18 protein-coding genes are annotated in these 17999 nt (G+C 47.4%); 5 read left to right on the forward strand and 13 right to left on the reverse strand.

Features of this window, described 5'->3' with window-relative positions:
* Nucleotides 1-111 precede the first annotated feature (111 nt).
* A complete protein-coding gene (locus IEW26_RS24415; protein ID WP_188594268.1) occupies nt 112-765 on the forward strand; it encodes a transcriptional regulator in 654 nt (217 codons plus the stop codon).
* A gap of 1582 nt (nt 766-2347) precedes the next feature.
* Here IEW26_RS24415 and IEW26_RS24420 read toward each other — a convergent pair.
* The 10 genes from IEW26_RS24420 to fakB all read right to left on the reverse strand — a co-directional run bounded on the left by IEW26_RS24420 (nt 2348) and on the right by fakB (nt 11425).
* Nucleotides 2348-2833 carry a DedA family protein gene (locus IEW26_RS24420; protein ID WP_184183354.1) on the reverse strand — a complete coding sequence of 162 codons (486 nt, stop codon included), beginning with the start codon at nt 2831-2833 and terminating at the stop codon, nt 2348-2350.
* Nucleotides 2834-2848: 15 nt separating this feature from the next.
* On the reverse strand, nt 2849-3394 hold the full coding sequence (pssA, locus tag IEW26_RS24425) for a CDP-diacylglycerol--serine O-phosphatidyltransferase (protein ID WP_111273403.1): 546 nt from the start codon (nt 3392-3394) through the stop codon (nt 2849-2851).
* 21 nt (nt 3395-3415) lie between these two features.
* Nucleotides 3416-5179 carry a sensor histidine kinase gene (locus IEW26_RS24430; protein ID WP_188594250.1) on the reverse strand — a complete coding sequence of 588 codons (1764 nt, stop codon included), beginning with the start codon at nt 5177-5179 and terminating at the stop codon, nt 3416-3418.
* Nucleotides 5176-5856, reverse strand: coding sequence for a response regulator transcription factor (locus IEW26_RS24435; RefSeq protein WP_188594251.1), 681 nt, complete (start codon nt 5854-5856; stop codon nt 5176-5178). The genes IEW26_RS24430 and IEW26_RS24435 overlap by 4 nt, the downstream gene beginning before the upstream one ends.
* A gap of 241 nt (nt 5857-6097) precedes the next feature.
* Entirely contained in the window at nt 6098-6910 is an 813-nt protein-coding gene (thiD, locus tag IEW26_RS24440) for a bifunctional hydroxymethylpyrimidine kinase/phosphomethylpyrimidine kinase (protein WP_111273400.1), read from the reverse strand.
* 129 nt (nt 6911-7039) lie between these two features.
* Nucleotides 7040-7738 (reverse strand): ABC transporter permease, encoded by a 699-nt coding sequence (locus tag IEW26_RS24445; RefSeq protein WP_188594252.1) that lies wholly within the window; start codon nt 7736-7738, stop codon nt 7040-7042.
* The gene (locus IEW26_RS24450; RefSeq protein ID WP_188594253.1) at nt 7731-8654 is read right to left on the reverse strand and encodes an ABC transporter ATP-binding protein; all 924 of its coding nucleotides are present in this window, start codon (nt 8652-8654) and stop codon (nt 7731-7733) included. Before IEW26_RS24450 ends, IEW26_RS24445 begins: the two co-directional genes overlap by 8 nt.
* Nucleotides 8655-8770: 116 nt before the next feature.
* Nucleotides 8771-9706: a sensor histidine kinase gene (locus tag IEW26_RS24455; protein WP_188594269.1), complete on the reverse strand. Its 936-nt coding sequence runs from the start codon at nt 9704-9706 to the stop codon at nt 8771-8773.
* Nucleotides 9706-10425, reverse strand: a complete 720-nt coding sequence (locus tag IEW26_RS24460) for a response regulator transcription factor (RefSeq protein WP_308423567.1) — start codon at nt 10423-10425, stop codon at nt 9706-9708. Before IEW26_RS24460 ends, IEW26_RS24455 begins: the two co-directional genes overlap by 1 nt.
* A 151-nt stretch (nt 10426-10576) precedes the next feature.
* Nucleotides 10577-11425 (reverse strand): DegV family protein, encoded by an 849-nt coding sequence (fakB, locus tag IEW26_RS24465; RefSeq protein ID WP_188594254.1) that lies wholly within the window; start codon nt 11423-11425, stop codon nt 10577-10579.
* A 304-nt stretch (nt 11426-11729) separates the two neighbouring features.
* Between fakB and IEW26_RS24470 the strand changes: the two genes are divergently transcribed.
* The 4 genes from IEW26_RS24470 (at nt 11730) to IEW26_RS24485 (ending at nt 15086) form a co-directional block, all read left to right on the forward strand.
* Nucleotides 11730-12506 (forward strand): ABC transporter permease, encoded by a 777-nt coding sequence (locus tag IEW26_RS24470; RefSeq protein WP_188594255.1) that lies wholly within the window; start codon nt 11730-11732, stop codon nt 12504-12506.
* On the forward strand, nt 12503-13303 hold the full coding sequence (locus IEW26_RS24475; RefSeq protein WP_188594256.1) for an ABC transporter permease: 801 nt from the start codon (nt 12503-12505) through the stop codon (nt 13301-13303). The genes IEW26_RS24470 and IEW26_RS24475 overlap by 4 nt, the downstream gene beginning before the upstream one ends.
* A gap of 34 nt (nt 13304-13337) precedes the next feature.
* Nucleotides 13338-14306: an ABC transporter ATP-binding protein gene (locus tag IEW26_RS24480; protein WP_188594271.1), complete on the forward strand. Its 969-nt coding sequence runs from the start codon at nt 13338-13340 to the stop codon at nt 14304-14306.
* A 102-nt stretch (nt 14307-14408) separates the two neighbouring features.
* Nucleotides 14409-15086 carry a succinylglutamate desuccinylase/aspartoacylase family protein gene (locus IEW26_RS24485; RefSeq protein WP_188594257.1) on the forward strand — a complete coding sequence of 226 codons (678 nt, stop codon included), beginning with the start codon at nt 14409-14411 and terminating at the stop codon, nt 15084-15086.
* 288 nt (nt 15087-15374) lie between these two features.
* Here IEW26_RS24485 and IEW26_RS24490 read toward each other — a convergent pair whose 3' ends face one another.
* The 3 genes from IEW26_RS24490 to IEW26_RS24500 form a co-directional block, all read right to left on the reverse strand.
* Nucleotides 15375-15878: an SMI1/KNR4 family protein gene (locus IEW26_RS24490; RefSeq protein ID WP_111273600.1), complete on the reverse strand. Its 504-nt coding sequence runs from the start codon at nt 15876-15878 to the stop codon at nt 15375-15377.
* A 196-nt stretch (nt 15879-16074) separates the two neighbouring features.
* On the reverse strand, nt 16075-16389 hold the full coding sequence (locus IEW26_RS24495; protein ID WP_188594258.1) for a hypothetical protein: 315 nt from the start codon (nt 16387-16389) through the stop codon (nt 16075-16077).
* A 296-nt stretch (nt 16390-16685) separates the two neighbouring features.
* A complete protein-coding gene (locus IEW26_RS24500) occupies nt 16686-17741 on the reverse strand; it encodes a serine hydrolase domain-containing protein (protein ID WP_188594259.1) in 1056 nt (351 codons plus the stop codon).
* Nucleotides 17742-17999 lie beyond the last annotated feature (258 nt).

Genomic DNA, 17999 nt, shown 5'->3' on the forward strand with positions numbered 1-17999 from the left:
TTGTCCTTTTCTTCTCCCCTTCCGTTGTGAAGGCTGGGAAATGGCAGAGCGGTTTTTTTGTTTTTTTACACTAATCAATTGTGATTAAGGAGGAAACAGGTCTTGAGTACAATGAATCTTGAGTTTAACGAGGCATACGAAGAGTGGATGAACATACTACTGGAACGGGAAACCAATCCTCGTGTGCGTTCCCGAATTGAACAAGGGCTTGAGCATGCGACAATGGAGTTTCTGCGTTTAGTCTGGTTCCCGGTGATGAAAAATTTCAATCATTTGCACCCGGAATGGGAGGTACGGGATTTTCACAACGGTTACCGTTATCTGGACTTGGCGTATTTACCGGGCAACGGTGTAAAAGGCGGCATTGAAATTCAAGGTTACGGGCCGCATGCCCGTGATCTGGATGTGAGACGTTTCAAGGACCTGTGCTGGCGCCATTGTCTGCTGACGCTGGATGACTGGATTTTCCTGCCGATTGCCTATCTCTCCATCAAAGATGAACCGAAACAATGTCAGCAGCTGGTGCTGGCGTTTATGGGCAAATTTATGGCTGCGGATGTGCCTGCATCCCTGAATTGGCTGGATGCAGAGACTGTCCGATATGCAAGACGTATCGTCCGCCCTTTTGCACCTTCAGAGCTCGCAGCACATCTGCGAATCTCGGATACACACGCCAGAAAGGTCCTTCGCAGTTTGCTGGACCAGCACATCGTATATGTTGCAAGTGGCACCCAGCGATATCGGACATATGCATTGCGAATGTAAGCTGGCAGATACTCTTGAGGTGACACTGTTGATAGTGGGGTGAAGCGGTTACGTGGGAGAGAGTGCTGGTAATGTGAGTAATGTAGTTACTTGGGGGCAGTGCTGCTGGTCGTGAGTAGTGTGGTATGTGGGAGCAGAGCTGGGGGCACTGAGTAATACGGTTACGTGGGGGAGAGTGCTGGTGGTCGTGAGTTACGCAGTTACGTAGGGGTAGTGCGATTTCTAATTGGTAAAAACCAGAAAATATTGAGCAATCATAGGCATCAAATGGAGCTTTGCAGTAATTGTGATAATCACCTTACCTTTTAACGATTCCCAGAAACGCTATTTGGGGTAAATCACACCTTTGAAAATTCTAACGATTTCAGGAGACGCTATTTCATTCATTAGCTATGAAAGTCGGCCATTTTCTTCGATTTTGAGCAAAATAAGCTTTCTGTGATTCGTTAGAATTTCAAAAAGCTTAAAATCACCCAAATAAGGTCATCTGAGATCGTTAGAAATTTGGAGGGCATTGCCACACATTAGCTATCCCGCGCTCGATCTCGCTAAGCTTCCTCTTCCTCAGTCGCACTTTGACTTGCTCAGGTATGCTGCTGTAGTGGTGTACGGGTGTTACTGAGTGCTCTTTGGCGCTACCGAATGCTCTACAATGTTACTAATGTGCTCCTTGGCCCTACCGAATGCTCTATAATGTTACTGATGTGCTCCTTGGCCCTACCGAATGCTCTATAATGTTACTGATGTGCTCCTTGGCCCTACCCAATGCTCTATAATGTTAATGAGTGCTCCTTGGCGCTACCGAACGCTCTATAATGCTACTAATGTGCTCCTTGGGCCTACCCAATGCTCTACAATGCTACTAATGTGCTCCTTGGTCCTACTCAATACTCTATAATGTTACTAAAGTGCTCCTTGGCGCTACCGAATACTCTATAATGTTACTGATGTGCTCCTTGGCGCTACCGAATGCTCTACAATGCTACTGATGTGCTCCTTGATGCTACCCGATGCTCTACAATGTTACTAATGTGCTCCTTGGTCCTACCGAATGCTCTACAATGCTACTGATGTGCTCCTTGATGCTACCCGATGCCCTACAATGTTACTAATGTGCTCCTTGGTCCTACCGAATGCTCTACAATGCTACTGATGTGCTCCTTGGTCCTACCCAATGCTCTATAATGTTACTGATGTGCTTCTTGGTCCTACCCAATGCTCTATAATGTTACTAATGTGCTCCTTGGGCTCTACAGTGCTACTGATGTGCTCTATGGTGCTACTCAAGTGCTACTGCGGGTACTTGTATGCCTTATGTTTGCTGTTGTGCCAGCAAGTGTTGCTCATTAGTTGCTGCTGATGCAATCGTCCATCCATAAAACTCAATAAAAAAAGACCACCTTGCACACAAGAGGTCTTCATTCTAGTTCCAGGGTGTATTTGACTGCATACTGCTACCAGGATTGCTACTAAAGCGGCCACATCCCGAACCTTCACTGGCAACAGTGAAATAGTTTAGGGATTCATACTTGAATTGTCCATAGTTCAGCACGTTCACCAAGCGGCAAAGAGTTTGTCCAATCTAGGTTAATACGCCTACATAGAAGCCAATGGAGATAAACACTACACACCAGACAAACGCCCCAATGCCGGATACAAGAACGTATCTGCTCATCGCCATACGGCTCATGCCGGAGAAGCAGCACATCAGATTACGTACACCCGGGATAAAGTAACCGAGAATCACAGACCAGGACCCATATTTGAGAAACCACGTTTCCACCCTGTTGAACCGCTTGGCATTAACTCCGATCCATTTCCCATATTTGTGAAACAGAGGCCTGCCCGCTTTTCTGCCAATCGTATAACTAAGCAGCCCGCCTGTAAACGCTCCTCCAAAGCAGACAGCAATGGATACCGAATAATCCAGAACCGAGATGGAGGCGAGATAACCCACAAAGGTCATCAGCACCTCATCCGGAATCGGCATCCCAATGACGCCAAGAGCGAGTAAGCCATAAATTGCAAAATATCCGTACTGACCAATAATTTCTTTAGCAAATTCCATACGTTGACTCGCTCCTTATTTCGGTTCCACAATATCCTTCTCATGTGAGGGCAGTATTTGCTTCAAAGAAGGGAAACGGATTTGGCTAACCATGAGACCAGACAGCACAACAATAACAAGATACGCCACGCCCGTTGTAAAATAAGGACTCCAGAGTGCGAAGAAGGACATCAGCCCTCCTGCAAAAGTAATCGGCATTCCTACAAAACCGCTAATCGGTGTTTTTTGGCAGTTGTAACGAGCAAGGCGAAGCGCACCGCACACCGGGAACAATGCCGTTAATGCCATGCCCAGCATACCTACTTCAGTCATTGAATTAAGGTACAGAATGAGCACAGGAGCCGTTCCGAATGAAACGACATCAGCCAGTGAATCCAGCGCTTTGCCAAACTCCCCTTCACAATGCAGCTTGCGCGCTGCATATCCATCGAACAGATCAAAGAACATCGCTACCCATATCATTGTCACAGCCAAGGCAAACTCGCCATGAATGGCCATAATAACCGCCAGCATTCCTGAACTTAAGTTACCCAAGGTTAAAATGGATGGTAAAGACTTCATAAGATTTAACTTCCTTTCATACTAGGCTTTAGGAAATGTAATATAAAAACGTACGCCATCCGGTGTATTCTCCACGCCATACCCGCATCCGTGCAGATCCAGAATCTGCTTCGAAATCGCCAGACCCAGTCCCGTCCCCCCCATTTTACGGTTGCGTGAGCGCTCTACCCGGTAGAACCTCTCCCATATATATTGCCGTTCCTCTTCCGCAATGTGTTCACCTTTATTTTCAATCGTCACGTGTACACAGCCCTCATGCCTGCTAATCTCAATCATTATATCGGTATGTGGAATCGCGTGACGTATAGCGTTCATTAAGATATTGTAGAATACTTGCTCCAGCTTGCTTCGATCGCCTTCAATACTCTGCTCTGTCGTGGACACCAGCACCACCTCGAGCCCTTTATCCTTCAGCTGAGGCCCAAGACGCCCCGCAATGTCTTCGATCATATCATCCAGAGCAATCGCTTCCGTGTTCAGCTGAATCGCGGCGGATTCAAGCCTTACCAGATCAAGCATCTCTTCCACCATCTTTTCCATTTTGATGGCTTCGTCAGCAATAATCTCTATATAGTGCTCTCGCTTGCCCTCACTTACCCCGTCTTTCAGACCTTCCGAGTAACCTTTAATGATACTGATCGGCGTCTTGAGCTCATGAGAAGCATCGGCAAAAAACTTACGTTGACGCTGTTCAATCTGCTGCTTCAGTTCCATATCGGTACGCATCTGATCATTGGCCTGCTTCAGTTCCTCCAGCGTCTGGCCAAGTGTACTTGACAAGGCGTTCAGACTGTCGGAAAGACTGCCAATCTCATCCTTACGCCGGATAGGTGATTTCACTGTGAAGTCCAGCGTGGACATCTTTTTGGCTACATGGTTCAAAGCTAACAGCGGCTTCGTTATGAAGCGTGACAAAAGCAGTGCCAGCAATAAAATCAGGACAAATGCTCCGATACCGAAATATCCGTAAAATAACCTGGTCGCTTCATTCGCCTCCCGCATCTCCTGCAGCGAGGTCAGGGAGAAAATCAGCTGCTGCTCTGCTCCTGCACGCTGTACCGGAGCAATGGTGATCACGTTGCGAACACCGCTCCAACTGTCCATCCATTCTTCATTGAGCATCTTTCCACTGGACAACACCTTCTGATCGTCTGGAGACAATGGAAATCGGCTCTCGAGCGCCTGCACGAGCAGGCCTTGTCTCTGACTCCAGGTGGCGAGATCCGGGAGTACAACCTCCGTTAATACCCCGGTCCACTCCTGTACAGGCAGTAGTGATTCCTGAAAGCTTTCGGTTCCCCATGCGGCAGAAGCCCCATCCTGAATTTTGAAAGGATATACCATAGGCTCTGGGTCATTCTGGTCACTGGAAGGTCCCTTCACAATCAGCTTTTGCCCAAATTTCAGATGGGATCTGATCCAGCCCGCATTCTCGCTATTAATAAACAGAGACAGCGATACCTTCACACGTTTGCCGTCTTCCTGCAGCAGTGTAATATGAAAAGGGTCATTCACCAGCTTACCTGTGCTTGTCAGAATGACAAGGTGGGACTGATTTTGACGCATGAATTTGCCCGTTTCTTTGGCGAGCTGCAGATCACTCCAGCGGCTGGCCGAATACTGCTGTTCAAACCTGGAAAGCTTTTTTTTCATACTGCTAATCTTCTGATGCTGGTAAAAATCAGGGAACCAGATCAATTGAGCAAGCACCGTTGTTCCATATAATAAAAGCAGAAATCCGGCCATGACCAGAAACAGCTTCATCGTTACGCCGTTTTTCCTCATGCCTCTGCCTCAAAACGGTACCCTGTACCAATGACGGTACGAATACACTTCGCTTCATCGCCCAGTTTGCTGCGCAGCTTCTTGATGTGAGTGTCCACGACACGGGAATCACCTTCAAAGTCAAATCCCCACACCCGATTCAATATCGCCTCGCGGGATAGAACGATGCCGGCATTTCGGGCAAGATACAGAAGCAGATCATACTCTTTAGGTGCAAGCTCCACCTCAACCCCGCCGACCTCCAAACGTCTGGCCCAGGGATCAAGGGTAACCTCGCCAAAACGAATTACGCCCTGCTCTCTCCCGATGGCACCTTCGACCCGTTTCATCAGCGTTTCTGCCCGCGCTACCAGAACACGGGGACTGAACGGTTTGGTAACGTAATCGTCAACACCTAACTGGAATCCATGGATTTTATCATCATCCTCTGATCTTGCAGTCAGCATGATAATAGGTACGGTGGAAGTGGCACGAATATGACCGCATAATGTCCATCCGTCCATTTCTGGCATCAATACATCCAGTATGACCAGATCAACTTGATGCTGGGTCAGCTGTTCCAGTGCCTGCACCCCATCTTCAGCTTCAATGACATTCCATTTTTCTTTTATAAAATAATCGGCCACAATCTCTCGAATGCGGCTTTCGTCTTCTACCAGAAGCACGGTTCTGACCATGACCGACTCTCCTTCTCAATTTCTTACCTTAACATACCTGCTTCATGTGTCGTTCATGTGTCCAGAAGTGGCCATATCCATCCAGTTATACAGCGTTCAGCTTCACCATATATACGATTAATATATACCAAAAGTTACTATTTTTTATCAAAATGAGCATAAAAAAAGAAGCAGCCAACAGGCAATAAACTGTTTGTTGACCGCTCCTTAGATGAGATTTGAATTGGTTTTATCGTGATAATTAACGTTGATGCTCCAGACGATGTGCAGCATGCAGCGTAGGGCCAACGAAGCGGTTCAACGGGAATCCGCCGGCGATTGCTTTGGTTATAAAGGCTTTACCTTCACGTACAGCCTCTTTTACAGATAAGCCACGGGCCAGACCTGCCGTAATCGCAGCAGAGGTAGTGCAGCCTGCGCCGTGAGTGTACCCGGAGCCAACAACATCTGCTTCAAACCACTCGTAGCTGGTCCCGTCATAGAGCAAGTCCATCGCCTTACCCGGGTTAATCACACCACGGTCTTTGATCAGAACATGCTTCGCACCATGTGCATGAATAGTTGCTGCTGCAGCCTCCATCTGCTCTTTGGAGCGAATAGGTCCACTCTTCGCCAGTTGAGAAGCTTCGAACAGATTTGGTGTAACAAGGTCCGCACCTGGCAGCAAAAATTCAATCATCGCTTCCGTGTTCTCCGGCTGCAGCACCTCATCTGTACCTTTGCAGACCATAACCGGATCAATAACGATCTGCGGCAGGCCACTGCGGCGAATATGCTTGGCGACAAGCTCAATAATATCAACAGAACCAAGCATGCCTGTCTTCATTGCATCAAAACCAATTCCGTCCAGAACGGTACGAAGCTGAGCCTCGACTACATTCAATTCTACAGGAAAAACCTGGTGGTCCCATGTTTCAGGCTCCATCGCAACAACTGTAGTTAACACGGTCATACCGTATACTCCCAGCTCCTGGAAAGTCTTCAAATCCGCTTGAATACCTGCACCGCCGCTCGTATCTGAACCCGCGATGGTCAACGTTTTAGGAATAGTCATGGTCGTTCTAATCTCCTTCGTGTTTCAGTTGACACTATCCTATCCCTTGTACGAGCGTATGTCAATGGCATGTCAAGCCATACCCCGCATGGTTTTCTGCGGAGAATAACGAATCCCTTGAACCGGGTCTCAGCTCATGTCTTTTGTCTCCAGCCGTATCATCGAAAGTGCAGCGATCCATAATCCAATGGCTCCCAAGGTCAATGGAATCACAATAATACTATTCACCGAAAATGTAGGGCCATTGAAACCGGAGCACACAACAAACACAAGTAAAATGGATGCAACCATTGTAGCAGTTACTGAATGCTTGCGCATGCCGAAGAATAGAGGAATCAGAGCCATCGCAGAAGCAGAGAACGCGCTGATTATATATTTAACAATCATTTTCCATAATACAGCTGTACTCAGAGGTTCAGTAATGAAGTCGTACAAGTGATTGGCCGTCAGCAAAAGCACACCCATCACCGCATCCGTCAACATGATCATCGCAAAAGTAAACAGAAAAATCAGCATCAGCTTCGCAGCGATGATTTTATGCCGTTTGATCGGATACGTGAACATCACATTCATCGTTTTGTCCCGATACTCGCTAATAATCAGTTTGGATATCAGAGCTCCTGAAAATATGATAAAGACTGCACGGGCAAACGTATCAATCAGAATAAACGAATCCTCATAACTGGCAAAAGCATAATCTTCAGCCCCCAGGTCGGTCACACCAATCATAATGAGAAATAGAAGAATGCTGAGCATTGCGATACCTGAACCTGTCAAATTCCGGGCAAAGCGATGCTTGCGCCATTCCAATCGAATCAGTTTAAGCAATGTGCTCACCCTCCTTCACCAGACTCATAAAGTGTTCTTCCAAGGAGTGCGAGCGTTTGGATATCGACTCTACGGCAACACCGTGCTGCATCAGCTTACTGTTGAGATCGGACGGCATAATGCCAGAATCATAAACACGCAGCGTCTGCTCGTCTGAGAGCTTGTAATTTTTTATCTGCAGAAAATGCTCCACAACGTAAGCGGCCTTGCGAATATCTGTGGCTTGGATTTCAATATAATCCGTATGACCGCCCCGGATGCTCTCCATGGACACTTCTTCAATTAGTCTGCCGTTGCGAATGACTCCAATGGTGTCTGCAATCTGCTCCACCTCGCCAAGAATGTGGCTGGAGATTAACAGAGTCATTCGATATTCGGTGCTTAGTCGTTTGAACAGATCACGCATCTCCTTGATGCCCACGGGGTCAAGCCCGTTAATCGGTTCATCCAGAATTAAAAGTTCAGGCGTTGTGATCAGCGCCCTTGCCAGCCCAAGGCGCTGCTTCATACCGAGAGAGAAGTCTTTTACAGGCTTTTTACCTGCATCCTTCAGACCGACCATCTCCATATGTTTACCAATCATCTGTTTGTTCGGAAACCCCATATACTCACAGTGCAGGTCGAGATTCTCCCAAGCAGACAACTTGTCATAGAAAAAGGGATATTCGATAATGCTGCCCATTCGTTTCAGCACCTCGTACGAGTTCGGATTAAGCTTTTCCCCGAAAAGCTCGATCTCACCCGCTGTAGGTTTAACCAGGTTGGTTAACATCTTCATCACTGTCGTTTTGCCAGCCCCGTTCGGCCCCAGGAAGCCGTAAATCTCGCCTTGCCTGATATTCAGATTAACACTGGATACCGCCTCTGTTCCTTCATAAACCTTGGTTAAATCTATGGTCCGTGCAATATAACTCATCTGGTCATTCTCCTTTACATCCCCTGCTGGGGTGCTTATATCTGTATTGTAAAGAAAAAAGTCTGCTTTTTTATTAATCAAATCTTACAAAAACCTTAAGTTCGCTCTCTATATGTCTACAGCGCCTCCAAAGTAAAGGAAAATACAGTTCGCTCATAGGGCACGCTGTGTACATCAATACGCCCACCCATACGTTCCACCAGACGCTTCGTAATGGTCAGACCCAGGCCGCTGCCCTGATACATCCGATTGCGCGAATCCTCCAGCGTATACATCCGTTCAAAGACACGGGTGTGCTCCTTCTCGGGAATGCCCTTCCCACGGTCCCATACCTGTATGGTCACGCACTCTCCTTCACGTTTCAGTACAGATATTCCGAGCACTTTGCCGTCCGCTCCATATTTCATGGCATTGGTAATCAGATTATCGAGCACCCGATCCAGTGCTTCTTCATTGGCCCTGCCGAACACATCCTGCTCCGGGATATCCAGCTCCACATGCACCCCCAGCTTCGTAAGCAATTCGTAAAAGGACAGCATCTTCACCCGGCATAATTCACTAATGTTCACCCGCCTAAGTTCCAACTCACGGTCCCCCGATTCAAGCTTGGCGAGATCAAAAAAGGAATGCATCAAACGCAGCACCTCCTGCGCCTTGTCCTGTATCTTTTCTGTCATCACCCTCCGTTCTGCATCCGTCAGGGATGAGCTGTGCAGCAGCGTTTCACTGTACCCGAGTACAACGGTAAGCGGAGTCTTCAAATCATGCGAAATGTTGGAGAGCATATTACGCATCTCTTTCTCCTGGTTCGCGTAATTGGCCTTGGCCAGATGGGCATGTTCAAGCAGCCGGTTCATATCGTTTAACAGCCGACTCATCTCTGCATCACTATCAAATACGAGCAGACGCTCATACGTTCCTTGGTCGAGAATATCCAATACTTTTTCATGAATGTAATTCAGATGTTTACTGCGTTTACGAAGTCTCACCCCGAGCACAGCAGCGGTAATTCCAAGCACCAACAGGGTAACTGAAAGCAGCCAGATCAGCATCATACCGGCTCTGCCTCCAGCTTGTATCCAATCCCCCATAACGTCTTGATATAACGAGGCGCAGAAGGGTCGACTTCCAGCTTCTCCCGCAGACGACGCATATGTACATTAATGATATTTTCATCACCATAATAATGATCGTTCCAGACTGACGCGTAAATCTGAGCTTTGGTGAATACTTTGCCGGGATGAGTAACAAACAATTTTAAAATACCGAACTCTTTGGACGTTAACTTCACCGCTTCCCCATCACGCTGAACCTCGTACGTTTCCATATCTACCACAAGTCCGCCAAGCTTTATTCGGTGGTCTTCTACCGCTTCTTTTTCCACAGGATGACTGATATAATTGGCACGGCGAATCGCTGCTTTGATGCGGGCGGTCAGCTCGATCAGCGAGAACGGTTTGCTCAGATAATCATCAGCGCCAAAGCCGAGGCCGAGCGCCTTATCTACATCCCCGTCCTTGGCAGACAGAATGAGCACTGGCACCAGACTTCTCGCCCGAATGGTCTGCAGCACATCCATCCCGCTGCGATGCGGCAGCATCAGATCAAGTATAATCAGGTCAAACCCGGGCCCAGCCTCGGTGAACAGACGCTCTGCCTCCAGACCGTCATACGCATATGTGAGGTCGAAGCCCTCTTTTTCCAAATATGGTCCAACCATCTCACTGATCGAACGATCATCCTCTACAAGCAGCAGGCGTTGACGTGACATGAACCTTCCCTCCCGGTAGTTAACATTTCCTTCATTACCTCACAATTTGATGAACTTGGCAATCAGATGACCAAAAAACCTGACCAGGCAGGTACTTGAAGGAACGTTCAAGTATGCCCGATCAGGCTGTCGTCTCTACCCTTGAATCTGTCTAAGCCTGGGCTTTATCGCTGCGAATCCAGCACAACCCGATGGTGCCGGCCCCGGCATGAATGCTCACCACGGGAATAAACGGCATGATCTCCGTCTTCAAGCGGGGGAGCAGCTCCGTAATCTGCTGTTTGATGGTGTGAGCTTCCTCATGGTTGTTTGCATGCATGATACACACATGTTTGACCTTCTCCATGTCCTTCTTCAGCATATCGATCATACGCTCTTTCGTGCGTTTAAACGTGCGGATTTTCTCGTTCACAACCACTTTGCCCTCTTCGAACCGAAGCAGTAGATGAATCTTGAGCAGTTGGCTTATGATCAGCTGTGTCCCGGTCACACGCCCGCTGCGGTGAAGATTTTGAAGACTTGCAGGGATCAGATAAAAAGCCATGTTATCAATCATCTGTTCAATACGGGATTTGATCTCGCCCGCTGAACAGCCCTGCTTCTGCCATTCCAGCCCTTGCATAATCATCTCGCGAAGAGGATAGGCTCCTGCTCTTGAATCAATTGCGGTCACCTTCACGTCTGCCATTTCTGCAGCCTGCATCGAGGTATGGAGTGTTCCGCTAAGTGCAGTGGAGCAATGAATCGTAATGATCTCATCGTATCGGCCTTTAAGCGACTCATACAGTTCTATAAACTCGCCAATTGGCGGCTGCGAGCTGCTCGCGCGCGAAGAAACCTCCAGTTTCTCATAGAACGTATCCGGCGAGATGTCTTCGGTTTCCCGGTAACATTCCTCGCCAAATACGATGCGCAGCGGCACGATGTAGATATGATTTTGCTCCGCAAACGCGGAATCCAGTGTACTGGTGCTGTCGGTGACCCATGCAATTTTCTTCATGACATCCTTCTCTCTTGCCGGATTGTTCGTGCTGGTATTCTACACGTCAGGCACATGCCCGGCGGTTATTTTAAATTTGAATAAACGCAATTGTAAACGCTTGCGACTATACCTCTTCATTATAAAGCCAATCCTTCCGCTCTGTCTTGTGGCGCATTCATGAACAATCCCTTTGATTCCAATATTCGCTAAAAAAATGTATTGCATGTGAAGGAATATATTGGTATGCTGTTGTCCTTCTCTCTTTTTCGCCTTGACTGAAGTGAACGGGTCCGCCGTTCAATCCACTTATCGGAGGTGTTATATGCTTTATTTTACGTTGGCTTCCAAGGCCTACGCCCGAAACCTGCAATATCGCGGGGCACACATGGTACATAACCTGGCAAGCGCCATGTTTGGGTACATGTACGCTTGTCTCTGGATCGGCATCGGGGCCGACCATCAGCTCGGAGAATACGGGGTACAGGGAATGATCAGCTACATTGCGTTCACGCAATCGTCACTCTGGATCTCAGGCTTCCTGACCAACGGACTAGGTATTCCGCTCAGTGTCAGGACGGGGCAGATTGCACTGGACCTCATGCGTCCGGTACATCTTTTCAGCCATTTAATGGCACGGGAATGGGGGCAGATCGCCTACCAGTTCGTGTACAAAAGCCTTCCCATCTACCTTCTCTACTCCATCGTTTTTTCCCTAAAATGGCCTTCGGAGACCTGGACATTCGCATATGCCGCACTTGCCCTTGCCGGCGCAGCATACTTGTCCATCTGTATGAATTACATTATCGGTGTCACATCCATGTGGACTACGGAGTCATCCTGGTTACACTGGGCTAATCATGCCCTGATGAACCTGATGGCCGGTTTCTTCATCCCGCTGGAATGGCTGCCGAAGTGGCTGGAGCAATTGGCCTGGCTGTCTCCTTATCCGTTTCTGCTCTACGTTCCTACGCGAATTTACCTGGGCTTTGAAGATGGCTCCTTACTCTGGGGAACCTTGCTTTGGTGTGTGTTTATGACACTGCTCTGCCTGGGCATCACCCAAGTGTTACGTCGTAAAGTGGAGGTGCAAGGCGGATGAAGCCAATATCCTGGTTCCATTTATATAAAATACTCATTCGCACAAGCATCCGCAGCCGGATGCAGTACAAATTCAATTTTGTGCTGGGAGCTATCCTTGCCGCACTCATTCAAATTTCCGAGTTTCTGATGGTTGCACTGGTGCTGCACAAATTCGGTGCGATCAAGGGCTGGTCGTTATATGAGATCGGTTATCTCTTCGCCATTATGACTTTATCCAAAACGCTGTACCGAACATTCGGCAACGAGGTGCATCATCTGGAAAAATATCTGGTTGGCGGTGAACTGGATCAATTGCTGACACGGCCCATGCCCGTGCTGCTCGCACTACTGCCGCAAAATTTCCGCCTGATGGTTGGTGAAGTGCTTCAGGGCGGATTTATTCTCTGCTGGTCGCTGTCAGGAATGATGAACAGCGGGCAGATCGGCTGGACGGTCATTCCGCTCTCTCTGCTTGTCATCGTAACCGGGGCGATCATTCTCTTTTCCATCGGACTCGCTACAGCAACTCTCGGTTTCTGGACAACACGCATCGAGGAGCTGCAGGTCATTACAGAGGACGCCGCCCGTACAGCGGCTCAATACCCCCTCACACTTTATCCCAAATGGATGTCAAGCCTGCTGCTGACCGTCATTCCCGTGGGATTCGTGAACTACGTTCCGGCCCTCTACCTGCTGCGCGGTGAAGGTGGCGTGTGGGTACTGGCTCTTATTGCTGCAATAGCCCTGTTATGTTTGGCCGCAAGTTTACGTTTCTGGGCCTTCGGCATGACCAAATATCAAAGTACAGGCAGTTAGAGAAGTTAATAAAGGAGTCAAAACACACATGAATATGATTACGGCACGCCATCTGCAAAAAGAGTTCAAAACCCCTGTCGTGCGGGAAGGACGCTTCTCAGGGGTGCGCACCTTGTTTTCACGCCAGTATGTAACCAAAGAAGCGGTACGAGATATCAGCTTTGATATCCGGCAAGGTGAATTTGTCGGTTACATCGGGCCGAATGGGGCTGGTAAATCAACCACGATCAAAATGCTGACAGGCATTCTTCACCCCACTGCGGGTGAGGTGCGGCTGGGCGGCATGAATCCACATGAGGAACGGCGCAGGACAGTGCGAAAGCTCGGGGTCGTTTTTGGACAGCGCAGCCAGCTCTGGTGGGACTTACCCGTGAAGGATTCGTATGATATTTTGGCAGAAATGTACGGCGTAAGTGCTGAGGTCAAAAGAAAACGGCTGTCCCAGTTCGCTGAACTGCTGGACCTCGAATCGTTCTGGGCTACCCCCGTTCGCAAGCTCTCCCTTGGGCAGCGTATGCGAGCGGATCTGGCAGCGTCCATGCTGCATGATCCGGAGCTGCTTTTCCTTGACGAACCCACGATTGGGCTGGATGTAAACGCCAAGCGGAACATTCGCCAGTTTCTGCGCACATTAAATGAAGAGTTTGGCAAAACCATTCTGCTCACCACCCACGATATGGATGATATCGAACAGTTATGCAGCCGCGTTATGGTCATCAACCATGGGCAGCTGACCTATGACGGTACGATCTCCTCCCTGCGGGATACCATCGGCCTGCCTACCATGATTCGTGTTGCCTTCCGTGGACAGGTTCAGCTGCCCAACACGCTGCCTTCTGCCATTCAGGTTACAAGCATGCACGATCAGGTGCTGACTGCACTGGTGAATCGGAAGGAGTGGCGTACGATGGACATTCTGAAGGAGCTGGAGCAGTGGGGAGAGATTGACGATATCGAAATGAAGGAACCAGACTTTGAGGATGTGATTCACAACGTATATTGAATATGGATTGGCCTATTTTAAGATGAAACGGGTGACCAGGCTGTTCGAATGCCGTTACAGGAAAGAGGGACATGACGTACTGTAGTAACGGAGGTGAGGGTCATGCTTGTGACCAGACATGTTCTTGCTGCTTCGAGTCCCTATGCTGCGCCCTATTACATCGTACGCGGAACGAACCCCGGACCTGTCATGATGATTACTTCCGGGGTTCATGGCAATGAAACGGCGAGCATGGCCGCTGCGCAGAAGCTTGCTGATGATTGTATAGCAGGGCGCTATGTGATTCATCGCGGAACTTTAATTATTGTACCCAGAGTCAACCAGCAGGCGTATGCGAGAGAAATAAGAGGCAAGCCCGACCTGAATCGTACGTTTCCCCGCCGTAAATCCGGTAAAGCCAAGCATCCACTGGCTGCCGCCGTGTTCCGGCTTGCGCGTGCGCATCAGCCCGACTGGTGGCTTGATCTGCATGAAGCCAACGGCCTCTCACAGCTCAGTCCACGCGTGCTTGGACAAACGCTGATCACCAATCCGGGCAGCTCCAGTGTGGCGATTTGCCGAAAAATCATTGAACGTATGAACCGATCCATCCCGGTTCACAAGCATCATTTTAATCTGAAGCGGCATGAGCTGCCGGGTTCCGCCCGTACAGCCGCTGCAAGGTTGCTGTCTGCGAAGTCTGTCACCGTTGAAACGTGCTGGAGCCTGAAACGCGCTGTACGCATCCGGTATCAGACGGAGATTGTGCATCATTTTCTGCGTGAAGCGGGTATGTCATGAATGAACTATATAAGTTGAACTAAGGATTTTACACAGTCCACTCCGATGACAGAATAACCTTCCAATCGCTGTTATCCCCAGATTTTTTTGATTTCCTTTTAACAAAGGTTAAAATCCGGTGATAAAGGCGACCGCTCCGCTTTTTCAGGTCTTTTCTGTCCTCTCCGTTAATGTGTAAAAAATAGTTCAACTTATATATCTTAACTTTGATAGAAGTAAAATTAAAAGACATCACTGAGGTAACAATTATAATCATGTCTGCTATCTCAGTGAAATACAGCAATTTTCTTAGAAAGTATACCGATCTGTCTTCCAGTACCAGAATTTTGACCCTTGAGAGATTAAGAATCGTTCTAGCCATGTTTTGAAATTTGAATTAAAAGGGCCTGAGCATTCCACAGGATTCATGCTTTCACAAAGCAATAAATATTCTTCGTCGCCAGATTGCCAACGTTCCAGATCAATGATAATTCGGTCATCAAGAATATTGGCAACGACAATTCTGCGAGCAGTCGGTTCGTTATAGTGAAAGACGTCTTCAACAGAGTATAAAAAGTTTTCTCCCCCATACTCAGGATGTTCAAACAATGAGGCTCCGTTACATACCAGCAAAAAATCTATGTAGTCTGGAGGTAACGGGACAGAAAAGAAATGTGAAAGAACGTCCATTTTCTCCTGCGATGCCCCAGGCTTTAGCCTATTTACGGCAGTCATTTTCCCAGCAGAAGTGAGTATTACAATCCGTCCATCATTTTGATCGGACCAATCTTTAAACTCTTTGAATAACTCCATTCATACGACCCCTTATTAGTCAACTTCTACAAATGTAATATAAGGCTAGCTTATCACATTAATATCCCACGAACCAAGGACTTACAATAGACTCATGAACTCTTGCGGGAATTGGTATGATATTGTCAAAAGCATTAGTGCCACCAAGGTTACGAGGTCTTACATGATGAGTATGTGTCACATTTCCAGACCAATTCTATCCATTGTTCGGATATAATTCACTGTATTTCTTTATATATTCATATCTATCATTAGAATCCCACTTCACAGATGTAGTTCTTGCCCAGTCCGGTCTGGCAGGTTCTGCCATGACCTTGTTGGAGTATGGATCATAATGATAAGGATAAACGGTTGCATGCTTATTCGTCAGAATTTGTCTTGTTTGAGAACTGTCTGTGCCCATGCTAACTCCTAGAGCATTTTTAATATTTATCTTAACCTCACCAAAATAATAGCCTGTACCACTTATTTTTTTGTTACAATTAACGGTTTTTCCTTCTTTTACGTTCAATACCCCTTGGATGATAGTAGAGCACCCTCCAACACTAGTACCTGTGGTTCCACGCTGGATACCTTTAAAGAGTGTGTAGTTAACGTCAATTCGATAATGAAAAAAATTATGCTTATATTAACTGTCATGTGTAGCTTTGCACTTATCTCCTTTACAGGTACAAGCACAACAACGACTTACACCACATATAACCACGGCTCCGGATATTAATGATTTTTAGAGACGCGAATGAAAAACCACCTCCACAAGAGCACATCCGAGAATCGACATCGGGGTTCACTTGCAAGGTGGTTTTATTATTTCATCATGGATTCCAGTATGTTCTTGCCTACAGGCTCCAGGAACGTGAGCGGATACAGATCTTTTTTCGTGAAAAACTTGTAAATTGCATCGAGGTACTCATCCACACGAGCGGCTGATCCAAAACAGTAATTGGATAATAATACAACACCTACGCCCTGCTCCTTGTTTATAGCTAAATAGCTGGTAAAACCAAAAGTGCCGCCGTTATGCCACAGAATAGCCTGATCTAACGCCGTATCTTCTTGCCACCCAAGATAGAGGTCTGAATCTCCGATCTTTACAGGCACATGACTTTGTTGCATGGCAGAGGCTAGAGGATGATCTTCTTTGAGATTGGCTTGTACAAATAAACTCATATCGTAAACAGATGACTTGATTGCTCCCGCTCCATCGTGTACTCCACCCAGATCCCAGTGAGGCATGACTTTACCGGTTGACGTATGTCCGTTTACCAGTCGGCTGTTCTGTTCTGTATTCAGTACAGCTGCAGTCTCCATCATGTTTAATGGATTTGTAATATATTTTTTCAGCAGAGCGTCATATGTACTGTCTGTCACTTTGCATAGAATGTAGCCCAGTAAGCCCATGCCTGTATTTGAATACTCAAAGGAACCGATCTGATCTGTGTAGTCCGCATCAGCTAAAAAGGCAAGCAAATCTTGCTCTGTATAGTCTACATACGGATTGTATCTATTTTTTTTCGAGGACAGGTTTGGTGCTAATCTGGGTAATCCAGAGGTGTGCGTAGCCAGATGTTTGAGCGTAATTTTCTTTAAATAATCGTTCTTGCCCTGGTGTATGTACTTGCTGACTGTGTCATCGATGGAAAGTCGTTGTTGATGCTGCAATTCTAGTAGAAGCATACTTGTGAATAATTTGGTCAGAGAGCCGATTTCAAACAACCTGTGCTCAGGAGCAGCTCCACCTGCTTTAGGAGGATTGCCGAATGAATGATATTCGATATCTCCTTTAGTAACCATGCCAATCTCAAGATGAAGATGTTTTTTTCCTTTGATGTAATCAGAAACAAAATCTTGTATATCCCTCATGAACTATAGTGCTCCTCTCCGGTGTACATCGATTACTCCATATTAAGTTCACGCTAACCAACCTATGATGAAAAATGAAACGCTATGTTCGTTATATTCGTTATATTCGTTTCTCCTTCACCATTTCCTGCTCGTTACATAAGGCTTGTCCGCTCTCTAGAGTAAAAGGCTGGGCAAAACCCAGCCCCTCCTCATCAAACCGTACGTGAGGTTTTCCCTCATACGGCTTTCCGATGTTCGTCATTCATGAGCATGCAA

Source organism: Paenibacillus silvae (assembly GCF_014639235.1).
Classification (GTDB): domain Bacteria; phylum Bacillota; class Bacilli; order Paenibacillales; family Paenibacillaceae; genus Paenibacillus; species Paenibacillus silvae.

What these genes read in the sequence shown, in the direction of transcription:
- IEW26_RS24450 (WP_188594253.1), bottom strand. Translation starts at nt 8,654, where the DNA reads ATGAGTTATATTGCACGGACCATAGATTTAACCAAGGTTTATGAAGGA.
- thiD (WP_111273400.1), bottom strand. Translation starts at nt 6,910, where the DNA reads ATGACTATTCCTAAAACGTTGACCATCGCGGGTTCAGATACGAGCGGC.
- IEW26_RS24500 (WP_188594259.1), bottom strand. Translation starts at nt 17,741, where the DNA reads ATGAGGGATATACAAGATTTTGTTTCTGATTACATCAAAGGAAAAAAA.
- IEW26_RS24485 (WP_188594257.1), top strand. Translation starts at nt 14,409, where the DNA reads ATGCTTGTGACCAGACATGTTCTTGCTGCTTCGAGTCCCTATGCTGCG.
- IEW26_RS24480 (WP_188594271.1), top strand. Translation starts at nt 13,338, where the DNA reads ATGATTACGGCACGCCATCTGCAAAAAGAGTTCAAAACCCCTGTCGTG.
- pssA (WP_111273403.1), bottom strand. Translation starts at nt 3,394, where the DNA reads ATGAAGTCTTTACCATCCATTTTAACCTTGGGTAACTTAAGTTCAGGA.
- IEW26_RS24490 (WP_111273600.1), bottom strand. Translation starts at nt 15,878, where the DNA reads ATGGAGTTATTCAAAGAGTTTAAAGATTGGTCCGATCAAAATGATGGA.
- IEW26_RS24435 (WP_188594251.1), bottom strand. Translation starts at nt 5,856, where the DNA reads ATGGTCAGAACCGTGCTTCTGGTAGAAGACGAAAGCCGCATTCGAGAG.
- IEW26_RS24470 (WP_188594255.1), top strand. Translation starts at nt 11,730, where the DNA reads ATGCTTTATTTTACGTTGGCTTCCAAGGCCTACGCCCGAAACCTGCAA.
- IEW26_RS24420 (WP_184183354.1), bottom strand. Translation starts at nt 2,833, where the DNA reads ATGGAATTTGCTAAAGAAATTATTGGTCAGTACGGATATTTTGCAATT.
- IEW26_RS24475 (WP_188594256.1), top strand. Translation starts at nt 12,503, where the DNA reads ATGAAGCCAATATCCTGGTTCCATTTATATAAAATACTCATTCGCACA.
- IEW26_RS24455 (WP_188594269.1), bottom strand. Translation starts at nt 9,706, where the DNA reads ATGCTGATCTGGCTGCTTTCAGTTACCCTGTTGGTGCTTGGAATTACC.
- IEW26_RS24430 (WP_188594250.1), bottom strand. Translation starts at nt 5,179, where the DNA reads ATGAGGAAAAACGGCGTAACGATGAAGCTGTTTCTGGTCATGGCCGGA.
- fakB (WP_188594254.1), bottom strand. Translation starts at nt 11,425, where the DNA reads ATGAAGAAAATTGCATGGGTCACCGACAGCACCAGTACACTGGATTCC.
- IEW26_RS24415 (WP_188594268.1), top strand. Translation starts at nt 112, where the DNA reads ATGAATCTTGAGTTTAACGAGGCATACGAAGAGTGGATGAACATACTA.
- IEW26_RS24460 (WP_308423567.1), bottom strand. Translation starts at nt 10,425, where the DNA reads ATGTCACGTCAACGCCTGCTGCTTGTAGAGGATGATCGTTCGATCAGT.